Origin of the sequence: Rhizosphaericola mali (assembly GCF_004337365.2) — a bacterium.
GTDB lineage: Bacteria > Bacteroidota > Bacteroidia > Chitinophagales > Chitinophagaceae > Rhizosphaericola > Rhizosphaericola mali.
Window position 1 is genome coordinate 2,263,496 of sequence record NZ_CP044016.1, and the last position, 13,963, is coordinate 2,277,458.

General features: G+C 36.2%; 18 protein-coding genes, 1 tRNA gene and 1 pseudogene. 10 read left to right on the forward strand and 10 right to left on the reverse strand.

Annotated features, from left to right (window positions below; translation table 11 throughout):
• The first annotated feature begins 90 nt into the window (after positions 1 to 90).
• From E0W69_RS20845 to E0W69_RS09955, 6 genes and pseudogenes are all read left to right on the forward strand, one after another.
• Entirely contained in the window at positions 91 to 345 is a 255-nt protein-coding gene (locus tag E0W69_RS20845; RefSeq protein ID WP_407690703.1) for an AAA family ATPase, read from the forward strand.
• 616 nt (positions 346 to 961) lie between these two features.
• Positions 962 to 1,402 carry a HesA/MoeB/ThiF family protein gene (locus E0W69_RS09935; RefSeq protein WP_255478241.1) on the forward strand — a complete coding sequence of 147 codons (441 nt, stop codon included), beginning with the start codon at positions 962 to 964 and terminating at the stop codon, positions 1,400 to 1,402.
• A 57-nt stretch (positions 1,403 to 1,459) separates the two neighbouring features.
• Positions 1,460 to 1,702 carry a rhodanese-like domain-containing protein gene (locus E0W69_RS09940; RefSeq protein ID WP_326521360.1) on the forward strand — a complete coding sequence of 81 codons (243 nt, stop codon included), beginning with the start codon at positions 1,460 to 1,462 and terminating at the stop codon, positions 1,700 to 1,702.
• 11 nt (positions 1,703 to 1,713) lie between these two features.
• Positions 1,714 to 2,160, forward strand: coding sequence for a molybdenum cofactor biosynthesis protein MoaE (locus E0W69_RS09945; protein WP_131329911.1), 447 nt, complete (start codon positions 1,714 to 1,716; stop codon positions 2,158 to 2,160).
• A gap of 3 nt (positions 2,161 to 2,163) precedes the next feature.
• Positions 2,164 to 3,071, forward strand: a pseudogene (gene moaCB / locus E0W69_RS09950) (bifunctional molybdenum cofactor biosynthesis protein MoaC/MoaB).
• Positions 3,072 to 3,084: 13 nt separating this feature from the next.
• On the forward strand, positions 3,085 to 3,756 hold the full coding sequence (locus E0W69_RS09955) for a cysteine desulfurase family protein (RefSeq protein WP_131329912.1): 672 nt from the start codon (positions 3,085 to 3,087) through the stop codon (positions 3,754 to 3,756).
• A 305-nt stretch (positions 3,757 to 4,061) separates the two neighbouring features.
• On the opposite strand, the gene E0W69_RS09960 is transcribed toward E0W69_RS09955, so the two are convergent.
• The 4 genes from E0W69_RS09960 to E0W69_RS09975 all read right to left on the reverse strand — a co-directional run bounded on the left by E0W69_RS09960 (position 4,062) and on the right by E0W69_RS09975 (position 7,302).
• Positions 4,062 to 4,802, reverse strand: a complete 741-nt coding sequence (locus E0W69_RS09960; protein WP_131329913.1) for an SDR family oxidoreductase — start codon at positions 4,800 to 4,802, stop codon at positions 4,062 to 4,064.
• 72 nt (positions 4,803 to 4,874) lie between these two features.
• Positions 4,875 to 5,441, reverse strand: coding sequence for a Crp/Fnr family transcriptional regulator (locus tag E0W69_RS09965; RefSeq protein ID WP_131329914.1), 567 nt, complete (start codon positions 5,439 to 5,441; stop codon positions 4,875 to 4,877).
• A 476-nt stretch (positions 5,442 to 5,917) separates the two neighbouring features.
• Positions 5,918 to 6,724, reverse strand: coding sequence for an SDR family oxidoreductase (locus E0W69_RS09970; protein ID WP_225321469.1), 807 nt, complete (start codon positions 6,722 to 6,724; stop codon positions 5,918 to 5,920).
• A complete protein-coding gene (locus E0W69_RS09975) occupies positions 6,718 to 7,302 on the reverse strand; it encodes a Crp/Fnr family transcriptional regulator (RefSeq protein ID WP_131329915.1) in 585 nt (194 codons plus the stop codon). Before E0W69_RS09975 ends, E0W69_RS09970 begins: the two co-directional genes overlap by 7 nt.
• Before the next feature lie 303 nt (positions 7,303 to 7,605).
• On the opposite strand from E0W69_RS09975, the gene E0W69_RS09980 reads away from it, so the two are divergent.
• Positions 7,606 to 7,992 carry a diacylglycerol kinase family protein gene (locus tag E0W69_RS09980; RefSeq protein ID WP_131329916.1) on the forward strand — a complete coding sequence of 129 codons (387 nt, stop codon included), beginning with the start codon at positions 7,606 to 7,608 and terminating at the stop codon, positions 7,990 to 7,992.
• 14 nt (positions 7,993 to 8,006) lie between these two features.
• Here E0W69_RS09980 and E0W69_RS09985 read toward each other — a convergent pair whose 3' ends face one another.
• Positions 8,007 to 8,402 (reverse strand): DoxX family protein, encoded by a 396-nt coding sequence (locus E0W69_RS09985; RefSeq protein ID WP_131329917.1) that lies wholly within the window; start codon positions 8,400 to 8,402, stop codon positions 8,007 to 8,009.
• 763 nt (positions 8,403 to 9,165) lie between these two features.
• On the opposite strand from E0W69_RS09985, the gene E0W69_RS09990 reads away from it, so the two are divergent.
• The 3 genes from E0W69_RS09990 to E0W69_RS10000 are packed head-to-tail and all read left to right on the forward strand — an operon-like array spanning position 9,166 to position 9,950.
• Entirely contained in the window at positions 9,166 to 9,462 is a 297-nt protein-coding gene (locus E0W69_RS09990; protein WP_131329918.1) for a hypothetical protein, read from the forward strand.
• A gap of 55 nt (positions 9,463 to 9,517) precedes the next feature.
• Positions 9,518 to 9,703, forward strand: coding sequence for a DUF6496 domain-containing protein (locus tag E0W69_RS09995; RefSeq protein ID WP_131329919.1), 186 nt, complete (start codon positions 9,518 to 9,520; stop codon positions 9,701 to 9,703).
• 37 nt (positions 9,704 to 9,740) lie between these two features.
• On the forward strand, positions 9,741 to 9,950 hold the full coding sequence (locus E0W69_RS10000; RefSeq protein ID WP_131329920.1) for a hypothetical protein: 210 nt from the start codon (positions 9,741 to 9,743) through the stop codon (positions 9,948 to 9,950).
• Between the two features lie 198 nt (positions 9,951 to 10,148).
• On the opposite strand, the gene E0W69_RS10005 is transcribed toward E0W69_RS10000, so the two are convergent.
• The 5 genes from E0W69_RS10005 to truB form a co-directional block, all read right to left on the reverse strand.
• Complete coding sequence (locus E0W69_RS10005) at positions 10,149 to 10,898, reverse strand: HAD-IIA family hydrolase (protein WP_225321470.1); 750 nt, start codon at positions 10,896 to 10,898, stop codon at positions 10,149 to 10,151.
• A 473-nt stretch (positions 10,899 to 11,371) separates the two neighbouring features.
• Positions 11,372 to 11,818 carry a helix-turn-helix domain-containing protein gene (locus E0W69_RS10010; RefSeq protein ID WP_131329921.1) on the reverse strand — a complete coding sequence of 149 codons (447 nt, stop codon included), beginning with the start codon at positions 11,816 to 11,818 and terminating at the stop codon, positions 11,372 to 11,374.
• A 146-nt stretch (positions 11,819 to 11,964) separates the two neighbouring features.
• Positions 11,965 to 12,951, reverse strand: coding sequence for a hypothetical protein (locus tag E0W69_RS10015; protein WP_131329922.1), 987 nt, complete (start codon positions 12,949 to 12,951; stop codon positions 11,965 to 11,967).
• Between the two features lie 170 nt (positions 12,952 to 13,121).
• Positions 13,122 to 13,194: transfer RNA gene (locus E0W69_RS10020), tRNA-Lys, on the reverse strand.
• Between the two features lie 44 nt (positions 13,195 to 13,238).
• Positions 13,239 to 13,961 carry a tRNA pseudouridine(55) synthase TruB gene (truB, locus tag E0W69_RS10025; protein WP_131329923.1) on the reverse strand — a complete coding sequence of 241 codons (723 nt, stop codon included), beginning with the start codon at positions 13,959 to 13,961 and terminating at the stop codon, positions 13,239 to 13,241.
• Between the last annotated feature and the right edge of the window lie 2 nt (positions 13,962 to 13,963).

Sequence of the window (13,963 nt, forward strand, 5' to 3'; positions counted from 1 at the left end):
AGGATGAAGTTCAAAATTTTAAATGGTCAACTATTGAAAAAATAAAAAAGGATATACAGAGGTATATTGGATGCTGTGTGTTATATGAAGATGGAAAATATTCCTATCGGAGAGGATGTAAAAACTCAGGTAAAGAATTGTATCTATAATCCAAAAATATTTATTCTTCCTCCCTGGGAAGAAATATATAAAACAGACCAAGAGAGGAAACAGACTTGGGAGGAAGCAGTTAAGACGTTCGAGACCATGAAGCAGACCTATCTTGAATTTGGCTACCATGCCATAGAAATTCCAAAAGGTTCTGTAGAAGACAGATGCAGTTGTCTGCTTTCTCACCTTCAGTAATTAAATTGTACTTTTAAATGAATACTTTTCATGGTATTTGCAATTTAAATTTCACCGAAAATATTCTTGAATTTGTTCATTTTAAAGAAGAAATATTGGCAATTAAGCCATTTCATTTGCAGCTTAAATTACCAACCTTAATTCTGTTTTTTGGAAAAATCGCCATCAAACATTGCCACACTGAACAATCGCTCTCAATAAACAATTTTTTGACCGGTCCAGCCCGTAGTACGAAGAAATTGTTCCCAGTTCAGTATAGCGGGATTTATTTTTCGGCTCCATTCAAAATCTTCGTTATTAGAAAAATAGCCATATTTTAAAGCATAATGTGCCATTCCCTGTATTTATTCAACCAATAATTCGTTGGAAGCATATTCCGGGAAATGTTGCAGAAAATTTTCTGTGCCGTAAGCTGAAACATATTGTGCCTTTTTTCCGGTAACACGGGTAAAAACCTCCACCATTTCCTACGGAGAAATAATGTCACCAATGACAGGCCGCGATTTCCCGGTATATTTTTCGGGATGAAGCTTTTATTTTTTATCAGCCTTAACTATCTGAAATTACTATTGATGCAATTTCAAATGAGATAAAGACACAGAACGCCCTTGAAACCATTGGCAGATATGACTATGTTATAGACGGTACGGATAATTTTTCTTCGCGTTATTTGATCAACGACGCCTGCGCCTTACTGGGCAAACCTTTGCTTTACGGAGCTGTTTCACAATATGAAGGTCAGTTGGCCGTATTCAACGTGGCGGACAAAAAGGGTATGAGAACGATCTATCGGGATGTTTTCCCCAAGCCGCCACGGGAAGGGGAAATACGTAACTGTGCAGAAGCAGGCGTATTGGGTGTGCTGCCCGGCATCGTCGGAACGATACAAGCTGCGGAAGTGATAAAGCTGGTGACCGGAATCGGCAAGCCTTTGGTCAATCAATTACTTACCTATAACGTACTAAGCCAGGAAACCTATACGCTTGAACTCACCAAAGAGCCGAGCACCAGGCAACTGATGCCGGTCACCCCACAGGCGTTCATGAGCCGGCAATAGGAAAGCGTTTGCAACGTAGAAGGAAATGAGATAAACAAAGAAAGGTTAAGACATTTGGTGCAGGGCGGGGCAACACTTGTGGATGTACGTGAGTATGGGGAAATGCCGGAGATGAATGCATATCCGCATTTGCGTATTCCATTGTCGGTATTGCAGGACAAGATGAATGACATACCGGAAGGTGACGTTGTTTTCCTGTGCCAGTCGGGCATAAGAAGCCTCAAAGCATTGGCTTTGTTCCGGCAACAATATCCCGTTAAAAATGCTTACAGCCTGAAAGGCGGTGTATCGGCACTTTAAAACATATAGACATGACAGACAAGAAAAAAATAAAGAACATATTTCACCGGGGGCCAATTAAGGCATCCCTGATTGTGCAGCAGGTGGAAAGCCACAGTACAAAGACGACTATCGGGGCTCATGAGATGTTTTTAGGGCAGGTTCGGGCAGATGTTATTAACGACAGGACGGTTACAGCCATCGAATATACCGCCTACGAAGACATGGCACTGGAAAAAATGCACGAAATACGCGAAGCTATTTTTAACAAATATCCGCTTACCTGCCTGCATGTGTTCCATAGCCTGGGGCGGGTAGCCACCGGACAGCTATGCCTGTTTGTATTTGCCTCAGCCGCCCACAGAAGGGCCGCCATAGACGGTTGTACCGAAGTGGTGGAAAGGATAAAGGCGGAACTGCCGGTATGGGGCAAGGAAATTTTTGATAATGAACAGCACCAATGGAAAGTAAATCAATAGGAAATGGTCAATATCACACATAAAAACAATACGCTTCGCAAAGCTGTCGCCACGGCGGTACTGGAAGTTTCGAGCCGGGAAACCATTGATGCTATCATACAAAAAAGGGTTCCAAAAGGCGACGTATTTGAATTCTCACGGGCAGCGGGCCTGCTTGCCGTCAAAAAAAAAGCGATGTTATTCCCGACTGTCATCCCCTCCCGGTTGAATATACACATATCGGGCATTGCATAGACGGACTGAAAATCCTCGTATCGGTAGAAGTGCATACGATTTATACGACAGGCGTTGAAGTTGAAGCGATGCACGGGGCGGCTGTCACGGCACTCACGATGTATGACATGTTTAAACCGATTGACAAACACATTGTCATTGGTACGATAAGACTGGAAGAGAAAAAGGGCGGTAAGTCCGATTTTTTGAAAAGTGTTGCAAACGATTTAAAATGTGGAGTGTTGGTGTGTTCCGATACTGTTTTCAACGGGGAAGCGGAGGACAGTTCCGTCAGCCTTATTGAAGAAAAATTACGGTTGCTGAACCTGGCTGTAAACGACCGCGCTATTGTATACGATGAGATACCTGCCATACGGGAAAAGATAACGCAATGGGTAAACGGTGGGCTTCAGTTGATCCCGGTAATAGGGGGCACCGGCTTGTCTCCCCGCGATGTTACCCCGGAAGCGGTTGCTGCCATGATAGAAACCGAAGCACCGGGCATCATGGAAGCAGCAAGGCAATACGGGCAGCAAAGAACACCTTATGCGATGCTTTCGCGTGGCGTAGCCGGATTTGTCCAAAATACGCTGGTTATTACTATGCCGGGTTCTCCTGATACTGTAACAGAAACGATGGATGCGTTGTTTCCTGCGGTGTTGCACAGTTTCAAGGTAAGAAGCGGGAAAAAACATTAAAAACAGATAAGCCATGAACAGTAAGCCTATATACATGGATTACAGCGCCACGACACCTTGCGACCCAAGAGTGGTGGAAACAATGCTGCCATACTTTACAGAAATTTTCGGCAATGCTGCCAGCAGCGACCATCCTTACGGATGGGAAGCCAAAGACGCAGTGGATGATGCACGTAACCGGGTTGCGTGGCTTATCCATGCAAAGAGCGGAGAAATTACTTTCACGTCCGGTGCCACGGAATCCATCAACCTTGCACTCAAAGGGCTGATGGAAGCCAACGCGGAAAAAGGAAACCATATCATCACCAATAAGACCGAACACAAAGCAGTGCTTGACACCTGCTGTTATTTGGAAAGTAAAGGCTGTAAGGTTACTTACCTGGATGTTGACGAAAGCGGAAATATATCTTTAAAGGAACTGGAGCAATCCATTACGGAAAGAACGGTGGTGATTGCGGTACAATATGCCAACAACGAAACAGGGGTCATACATCCAGTAAGGGCAATAGGTACTATAGCCCGGTCGCACGACGTTTATTTTTTCTGCGATGCAACACAGGCTGTCGGCAAGATTCCGGTAAATGTGGCTGACGACAAGATAGACCTACTAGCCTTTTCAGGGCATAAAATCTATGGGCCGAAAGGTATCGGTGTGTTGTATGTGTGGAAAAAACAACGACAATGACCCCATTCCGCCAATTTTATAAATCCAATGCAACTTATTCATTTTCAACACTTTTAGGGCATCAAATCAATTTTGGTATTAGAGGACTAAACTGATCGGTTTTTCCACTATGGCAGGATAATAAGGAATAGAGCTGCATTTTAGCACGAACGTTAGCCAATGCTTTGTGGACCTGGCCAATTTAACAAAAAAGGTCATGCCCAAAACATTAGCGAGACAGAAAACTTAAAGTTGAATTTTACACTTACCCACACATTTTGCTTACCCTTTACTGTATCATACGAAGTCTTTTAATTAATTCTTTATTACCAAGGTATTTCTCCTGATTCGGGATTACTCTCTTCACTGAAGAATTTTCCTGTTGGCCCATTTTCGTCAATTAAAACATATTTTATAATACGATTTGCAGCTACTGAAACTTCTCCTCCATTAAATCCTGTAAAATTTGTTTTGGTTAAACCAGGGCAAACAGCATTTATTTTTATTGCGGTGTCACGTAATTCGTAAGCTAGATGAACGGTGTACATATTAAGTGCTGCTTTTGAGGCTGCGTAAACTGCATATTTTGCATAACTGTAAGCCGGCCAGTTCGGGTCGCTTTGCAAGGTAAGTGAACCAACGCTGGTACTTACATTTACAATTCTTGGCGCTGATGATTTTTGCAACAAATCAATAAATAATTTCGTTACTCTTGCCACACCAAACACATTTACGTTGAAAGCCGCTTCAAATTCTTCCTGTTTTGCTTCCAAAGCGGTGTAGGGTGGTGTTCCTCCGATGATGCCAGCATTGTTAATCAAAACATCCAAACTGTCTGTCTTTTTCCCGATTTCTTCCCGGGCTGTTTTTACCGAATTTTCATCGGTCACATCCAACTGTACAGCTTCCGTATTGGTCCATCCTTCTGCTTTTAGATTATCAACAGCTTCCAATCCTTTTTTTATATCGACAGATCCAATATAAACATAAAACCCTTTTTGTAACAATTGTCTGGCCGTTTCAAAACCGATGCCTCTGTTAGCGCCCGTAATTAATGCTTTTTTCATTTTATTTCAATTTATATTGCAAAATTGCACCGGTTAAAAATGAAAGCATTTATCATTTGGTAAAAAGTCATTTTAGCGAATGTTTTTTCTGATCCGACTTAAGGATTGTTGTGTTACGCCTAAATAGGAAGCGATATGCGAAAGTGCGATACGATTGGCAAGTGTGGGATAGTTTTCAAGAAATTCAGCATATCGTGTAGTTGCGTCTTGTGAAATCACAGGGCTCTTTCTGGATTTTTGATATAAACATTTTTGCACCATTTTGTTTTTAATATTGTCCCAACCTACTATAGTATGTGATAGTTCTTCCCAATTTTGTTTTGTGAAAATAACCAATTTGCAATCGGTAATGGCTTGTATATATTCTGAAGAAGGCGAGTTGAGCTCAAAGTTTGGGTAATCAACGACCAAATTATTTTCAGTAATAAAACAACGAGTAATTTCTACGCCTTTGTTGCTGTAATAGCAACCACGCACAACACCTTCAATAATAAAACCTACTTGTCGTGGAATTTTCCCAGCCTCCGAAAAATATTCATCTTTACGAAGCTCTTTTACAACTACGCTCTTATTTATTAATTCAATCTGCTGCTGGTTTAAATTACCAAATTGTAAAATGTATTCGATAAGTTCTTTCATTATAGCAAAGTTAGCAATCTATAGCAGTTGGTTATTTCACATATGGTAAAAAAAGTGGAGCTGAAAGCATATAAAGTTGTGTATAAGGTATACTAGAACAGCCTGGACTTTTGCTGAGAACCCCTAATATTTTGTTGATCACTTCTAATGTCCAGCAACACGCTATAAAGAACCCGTAGCCCCAAAAAAGTACATCTGTGTCAATGAAATACTTGCCATCCACAAGAAAGCCATAATTATGGTAGGACCTCTTAAACAGTCTACTCACTGCATTATTATAAGTTTTATGTTTCGGGCGTGAATTTAAGGGCAATATGGAGTGGCTATAAAAATATGGCAGGCAGGCAGGCTAGCTTATCGCGTCATTTTTCGTTCAAATGTTTGTAAAAAATTGAAAAGGAGTTGTGTATGTTTCACTACTCCTTGATTTGACAATATGCAAAAAATGCGACATTTTTTTCCTTGTTTTTTTGGGATTACCAAGGTATTTCTCCTGTTTCCGGATTGGTTTCTTCACAGAAAAATTTGCCTGTAGGTCCGTTTTCATCAATTAAGGCATATTTAACAATGCGTGATGCGGCATCCTCTATATTACCGGTTCCCATATTGTTGGTAAAGTCTGTTTTAGTGAAACCAGGACTAACTGCATTCACCTTAAACTTAGTATCTCTCAGCTCGTATGCCAAATTTACGGTATACATATTCAATGCAGCCTTGGATGATAGATAAACTGCACCTTTGAAATCATAGTACTGATATCCGAGACTCGGATCACTGTGTAAAGTGATTGAACCCTGGCTAGAACTTACATTTACAATTCTCGGCTCATCGGATTTTGCCAACAAACCTACAAAATTCTGCGTTACACGCACCACGCCAAACACGTTGGTTTCATACACGTTCTTAAATTGGTCGTCGACACTTGCAGCTAATGCAGTCTGCGACATTCCACCACTAATACCGGCATTGTTGATCAATATATCTAATGATTCTGTTTTTTCAGCAACTGTTTTTCTAGCGTTGTCAACCGAAACAGCATCAGTCACATCGATTTCAATCGCTTCCACATTTGTCAGACCTTTAGCCTTCAATTTCTCTACAGCCTGCCTACCGTTTTCCAGGTTTCTACTTCCGAGATAAATATATTCTCCCTCTTGTAACAATTGTTTTGCAACTTCGAAGCCGATACCTTTGTTGGCTCCCGTTATAAATACTTTTTTCATTTTTTGTCTTAAAATTAATGATACAAAGTTGCTACAACGAAAAACAAAACCATTTACCATTTGGTAAAAAAGGTTTCATCGGAAGTTTTTTTTCTGATTCTGCTCAGGGATTGTTGGGTGATTCCCAGAAAAGAAGCAATATAGGAAAGGGGAACACGATTGGCGAGAGTGGGAAATTTTTCCAAAAATGTCAGGTAACGCGTTGTAGCATCTTCTGACACCAACGAACTTCTTCGGTCCATTTTTTCCAATAACGCTTTATGAAATATATTATTTACAATTTCATTCCAACCAACAATTGTATTCGAAATTTCATTCCAGTTTTTCTCAGAGAATACTAAGAGTTTACAATATGTGATCGCCTGAATATATTCCGTCATTGGCTCGCCTTTGTATGGATTAGCAAGCAAATGGTTTTCATCAACAAAATACTTTGTGATTTCCTGATCTTTATTGTTGTAATAAAAAATTCGCAAAACACCTTCCAATATGAAAATGACTTCGTTGAACGGTTTTCCGGCTTTTACAAAAGGATGGTCTTTTTTAATATCAACTATGGTTGTTTTGCTGACAATAAATTCAATCTGTTGCTGGTTCAAATTTCCAAACTGCATTAAAAAATTCAGTAATTCTTGCATATGATAAATTTAGTAAAATTGACTTTACTATAATAATTTGGCACAGCAAACAATATTGCTTTGCATCTAGGATACAAATTAAAATCAACCCTACCATTGATATGTAAAAAATGGGACCGTAAAAATGTCCAAAACTTTGACTTGGGGCATTGTGCGTACAACCATCAAAACTTTCCATTTGTGGAAGCAATTGGTTTGGGTATTTTTCCCTACTTAATCCAAACAATGCAAAAAATGGTCTATAATGCCAAGACGCTTCCTTCATAGGAAATAAAAATAGCTATAAAAAAAATATACAAATCAATGTTTCTATCTCAGGGAAAATCTTACAAAATTATCATTGATGGGAAAACTATAGAAGATGATTTTTTACTGATCGAAATAATGAATATCCAAAGTATTGGTCCAAGGTGGAAGATTGCACCTAATGCTGATTGTGCTGATGGTTATTTGGATCTCGTGTATATCACGTCTGCGCAAAAGCCCATCTTAATTCAATATTTAAAATCTTTAGCTCAGGGTAAAATTCTAGTCTTTCCTTTTAAATGTACCCGTATCCAGAAGGTTACTATAATACCTTTGTTCAATTTGCACACTATCGGTCATATAGATGACCAATTAATAGAAATCCAACCTGCAACTGAATTAAATATCTCTATAACTAAAAGTTATTTTAAATTTCTCGTCTAGAAAAACAAAGCATACTAAAAATATTGCCGGTTAAGAATAAAAACAATAAAAGAAATAATAGCTATTGATAAAACGATTATCAATAATTTTTTATTAGGATCATTTTTATGAACAAATACAGCACCTGACATCATTATAAAAAAACCGATAGCCGAAATCGGTGTCAAAACGGGATAAATATTTAATAATTTAGGCAAAATGAGACCAAATACACCTAACAATTGAAAAATGCCTAATAATCTATTGATAATAACACTTTTACCAGGTTTTAATTGATGTCTATCTATCAATATCTCAGGAGAAAGGCGCATATTATCTAATGCTGGCTTTATAAAAAACAGGGCAATTATGATCTGCAACACCCATGAAAAAATAACTATCATATTGTCAACTTTATTCAAACGTATCATTTCTTTTAAAACATTTTCGCTAAGCTTCTATCCTATCGTCTTTCACAAAATAAAGCCCGTTTAAAATATAATAAAATAAATAAATCGTTACAATTCCAAAGCATAATATTTGCAGATAAAAAAGATTTTTTGACAAATTTTCTATATAATCTAAAGATCTATCTGAATACCTCAAATTCGAAGAAGGTAAATGCATTTTGGAATTCTGTTGTAATTGCTGATTTAATAGATCCCTGCGGTAAGAACAAATAAAAATAGATAAGAAAGAAAAGATAAAATGGTTTCATGCAGGTGATGTTTTCTTAAAAAGTTTCGCATAAGATTGTTTTTTAAAGATTAAAGAATGAACCAAATCGTCGAAAAACCAAATCCTTAATTAGAATACAAAAATAATTAACATTATTGACATTTATTAATTAATTTGAAAATACCCAAGAGCAAGGCAAATCATAACCACTCTATAAGTATTAATTTTTGAAATAAAATAGTGCCGGCCCAAAAAAGATAATATCTTTTCTGAGCCGGACTTATATTTTGAATATGGATTATTCTCGGCAAATGTAAATGGCTTATTAAAACTGATTATGAATAGATTGTCAAACTATTGTGAAATTTAAATCATTTATACCTTATCTCCTAGTAATACATCGATAGGGAATATCTGATGAATTAATTTGATTGGTATAGTGTTTGCAAATATTTCTATAACGATTGATTTTATAATAGAATATTACCTCTTTATTTAACTTCTAACTATTACATTATGAAAACGAAACAACTAGCAGAAAAAAAATACGTGGAAGCATTGCACAGCATTAATATTTTTTTACAAAGACTCAAGAGTTTGGATGAGACTGCGAATTGCGATGTGATAAAAGCATTCAATTTAGAATTGGAACATTTTTTAGATAGTTATCATGGAAATAAGCCAGATGGATTTTTAGAAAGCATTAAACAATATAACAGAACAGGAACTTGGTGCAATCCTAGTTATTTACTACGTGTTTTAATGCACTTTAAAAGAAAATGGAGCCAAAATACCATGGTTCATATCTTATAATAGGCTGTAATCAAGGTGTGCATTTTATTTTTTAATGACAATAAAATCTAAAGTCATGGCAAAATACACTGATAAGAGTGCTGAAAAAGTGGAAGATGCACTACACAAAATGCATAAAGGAAAATTAAAAATAAGGAAATCAAAAAAAATAGTAAAAAGCTCACAGCAAGCAATAGCTATAGGACTTTCTCAAGCAGATAAACTAACAAAACCTTCTAAAAACTCCAAAAAGCAAAGCTAATATCCGTTATCAATTTATAACCCCAAAAAGTACGACAATGAATAAGACATACGAGCAAGTTAAAAACACGATAGAGTGCAATATGTATAAAGAAGCGTTGGAATATTTTTTACAGACCAATGGCGCAGACATTACATCTAATATAAAAGAACGCATAAGAGATAATCCTGATGAATATGTTCTTTTTGGAGAAAGTGAAGATGGCTTAGAAGTGAGTCTGAAAGATACAAATACACATGAACTATAACATGTAAATAAATGACCGAATTATTATATGAATTTGGTAATAATTATCAAAAAGTTAATTTAATACCAATAAGTAAATATAGTATTACCTAAGTAAATAATAAAACTCGCTTATACAAAAAGTATTAACCCTTTATATTTCTATATAAAGGGTTTTTATTATACGCTAATAACTTAATGAAAAGTTCCAATTATAAGTTTAATCATTCCACCATTTTAATGGAATTTCTACATTATCAATAGAACTTACAATTAAATCTGGTTTAAATGCATAATATCCGAGTTGTTCTTTTGTAGATATCCCAGATAGAACTAGTATAGTCTTATAGCCCATTTGAACACATCCTTGGATGTCAGTTTCCATTGTATCACCGATAACTGTAGTATCTGCAGTTTCGAGACCCAAGTATTTTCTCGCAGAACGCATCATTACCGGACTTGGCTTACCTGTTACAAATGCTTTACGACCAGTAGCTTCTTCTATCATTGCCGCTGTTGCTGCTATACCCAAGTTATTCCATCCTGGTTTTTTGGGTGAAGGATCTCTATTCGTTGCAATAAATTTTGCTCCAGCAAGGATCATATCTACAGCTCTTTGAACCATTTCTAATGTGAAATTTCTACCTTCGCCCAATACCACAAATTCAGGATCATTATCCACTAGTGTGATTCCATTTTCATGCAAACTAGTTAACAGCCCTCCTTCTCCCAATACATAAGCTGTACCATTTTTACTTTGATCCCCTAAAAATTTACCCGTGGCCATGGCACTAGTATATATATGTTTTGTTTCTACATTAACGCCCATTTTTTTGAGTTTACGTACAATTTCCAAAGCTGTTGGTTTACTATTATTGGTCATAAAAGTAAATGGCACATTTTGTTTTATAAGTGTATGGATAAATTTATCTGCACCTGATATTAATTCTTCCCCACTATAAATCACCATCCATGTCTATTAACAAACCTTTATTCATAATTTATTATTTTTAAAAATGATCATTTCTATTTACTATAAGATGTATTTGACATTGTTTATCTACCGAATTTTGAGAATGAAAAAGCACTATTTAAAAAAGAAATATTTAATTTAAGTTGCATTACTGATAAGACAGTTTAATTTTTTTGTGTATTTCTTCAAAAATGGTTATTAATTAAAAAAGTCATATTTAGAAAATTACGGCCATATTCACGAAAACAACTGTCAAAATAAAAAAATTTAATTAATACCTCCGCCTATGGAACGCTAGAAATCCGTAACTGCATTCAATCCATCCAGCTGAGCGGTAACTATATCCAAATCGTTTTGTATTTAGTTACATTCTGCCGTAATAACTTCAAAATAAGTTACCATACCTCTTTCGTAAAATAGGAATGCATGTAACAAAGCTGTATTTTTATCTTTAAATTGGATATATCTCCTTACTGTTTTGTAGAATAGATTTGCTCAATTCTTCTTTGATGGACTTTTCTCATAAAAGAGGGTGCGATACCATTGTCCTCCTCCAATATATCGTCCATAGAGACCTCAGGATGGAATGTATTATCGGGTTGTACAACCTTTTGTAGAAATACTTCATCTGCCCATTGCTGCAATTTGGCTCTACGGATGCGATAGCCTTTCCCATGTTTATAGGCAGGTAGGGCTTTTGTTTTGTCCACTTCATTAATATAACCTCTTACGGTACTTTCTGGCGTCCCTAAAACTTTGGCTATTGACCTTGTATCCAAAATATCATTAGGATCTTTGAGGATTTCTACAACTTTAGATTTTGGTAAATTAGCAGAGATAATATCCAATCTTAATTGTATCTGATCGAGTCTCGCTAAAATCGTTTCAAATGGATTGTAAGTCATTGCATTTTCCATGTCGAATTGTTTTTAATTATAAATAATCGTTGACAACCCGAAATTAAATGCAGTGATTCGCTACGAATGGATTATGAATTTAATAAGAATAGAATATAAGCAGAATAAGAAATTCTCAAAATAGCTTTGGTATAACTATTTGTAAATCAATTATTTAATCCATTTAAAATCATTAAGCTTTTGATTGCTTCCTGATACGCAAGTTGGACTTTTTTGTTTTTTATGCCAGTTTTATCTAATTGTAAACTGTCATATACCCGAGTGACGAAGCTTTCTAGGTCAATTTCATTTTTATCGGCTATTAAATTTGTGTTTAGGTAGCAATATTTCAGGATATAATATATGTTGGGGTGAAAATTTCTGAAAGTACTTTTGTCGTTTGTAATGTTTTCAAGTAAAGGCGTAGTTGTGTAGTTTTTGGTTGTTCCTGCCGGAGCGCTGAGTAACACATTGATAAATGACTCCCAAAGTTCTGGTGCAATAATAATTTTAAGAGGCGTGTAGTTATTTAATTTTTCTTCCAAAAGCATTCTCCACTCTTTCGGTTGCATCGTTGCACTATACTCAAGGTTTACATTTTTGCTTTCAAAATTGTCGATTTTAATTTCATTTGGATCCAAAGACAAATCCTGTTGAAGTTTTTGTAATAAAGATTGACGGATTTGTAAATCTTTATGAATGAGTCGTTGAAATGCGGGGAGGTATTCACTTTTGGATATTTTAGCTGTTCGGGCATATTCATACAATGGATCTGTGGGATTGGGATATTTATAGGGTTTGTCATTTTCTCGAAGCAGTGTAAATAAGCTTTGTTTATTTTCCAAGGATAATTGTTCCAATGTAACAAGAATATCATCAAAAAATCTTTCTGAAAAATTGAGGTAGGTACACCTAACTAATTTAGTGAAAATATCTTCTTGCCAAAAAATTGTGGAGGAAATAGATTTCAATTCGATATTATGTAAGGTTACGCAGCAGTTATTATTTACAATTCTGTCTAGAAAATGAATTTCAGATTCTAAGCCAGCCGGACCAAATGTTCTTTTGTAGACTTGTCCATCCGTTGGAATCGCACGATAATAAATCCAAATGGTCTTAAAATAGAAGTGTAATTTTTTCCAGAATGTTGGCATCTATAAACAAATTAGATCTATTTAAAGATAATCACTTTCAACTTAAAATAAAATGATATTTTAAATGTTAAAATTTCATTTTAAAACATCGAAAATTGCTTGTGTATCAAATTGTGTGCAAATTAAAAAAGCAGCTATGAACGAAAATACATAACTGCTTGATTTTCAAGTGTCCCCGTGGAGGCTCGAACTCCAGACCCACTGATTAAGAGTCAGTTGCTCTACCAACTGAGCTACGGAGACCTATTGGGAGTGCAAATTTAACATATAAATTCTAATAACCCAAGCTAAATATTATTTTTATCCCAATCAGCCTTTAGGTCATTAATTTTCATTTCCAAGCCATCCATTGATTCCGCATTTGCGGCATCAAACGCTCCAATTTTAGTTCGTCTTAATTTACTCAAATAACCACCAACACCCAGCGCTGCACCGAAATCATTAGCTAAACTTCTAATATAGGTGCCGGTTGAACATCTTACTCGAAAATCAATTTCTGGTAATTTAATATTTTCAATTTCAAAGGCGTAAATAGTAATTATTCTAGGCTCTAGTTTAACTTCCTCCCCTTTTCTTGCGGCTAGATACACTGGTTTTCCGCCTTGCTTAATTGCAGAGTGAATGGGTGGTACTTGTTGTATTTCACCTACAAATTGCTTTACTGTTTCTAATATTTTTTCATTCGTAATATGGGAAAAATCTTTAGTATTTTCAGGAGTGGATTCAAGATCATAAGTTGGAGTAGTTGCACCTATTGTTATAGTACCCGTGTATTCCTTTTCTTGAGCCATGAACTCATTGATTCTTTTCGTATTTTTTCCAGTGCAGATTATCAACAATCCAGTAGCGAGAGGATCCAATGTGCCGGCATGACCTATTTTATTTACCCCAATTAATCTTCTCAGCTTTCTTATAGTATCAAAGGATGTCCAATGTAGAGGCTTATCCAATAAGATAACTTCACCATCCAAATAGCTTTGTAAGGCTGGATGTATCGGTTTTTGTTTCATGC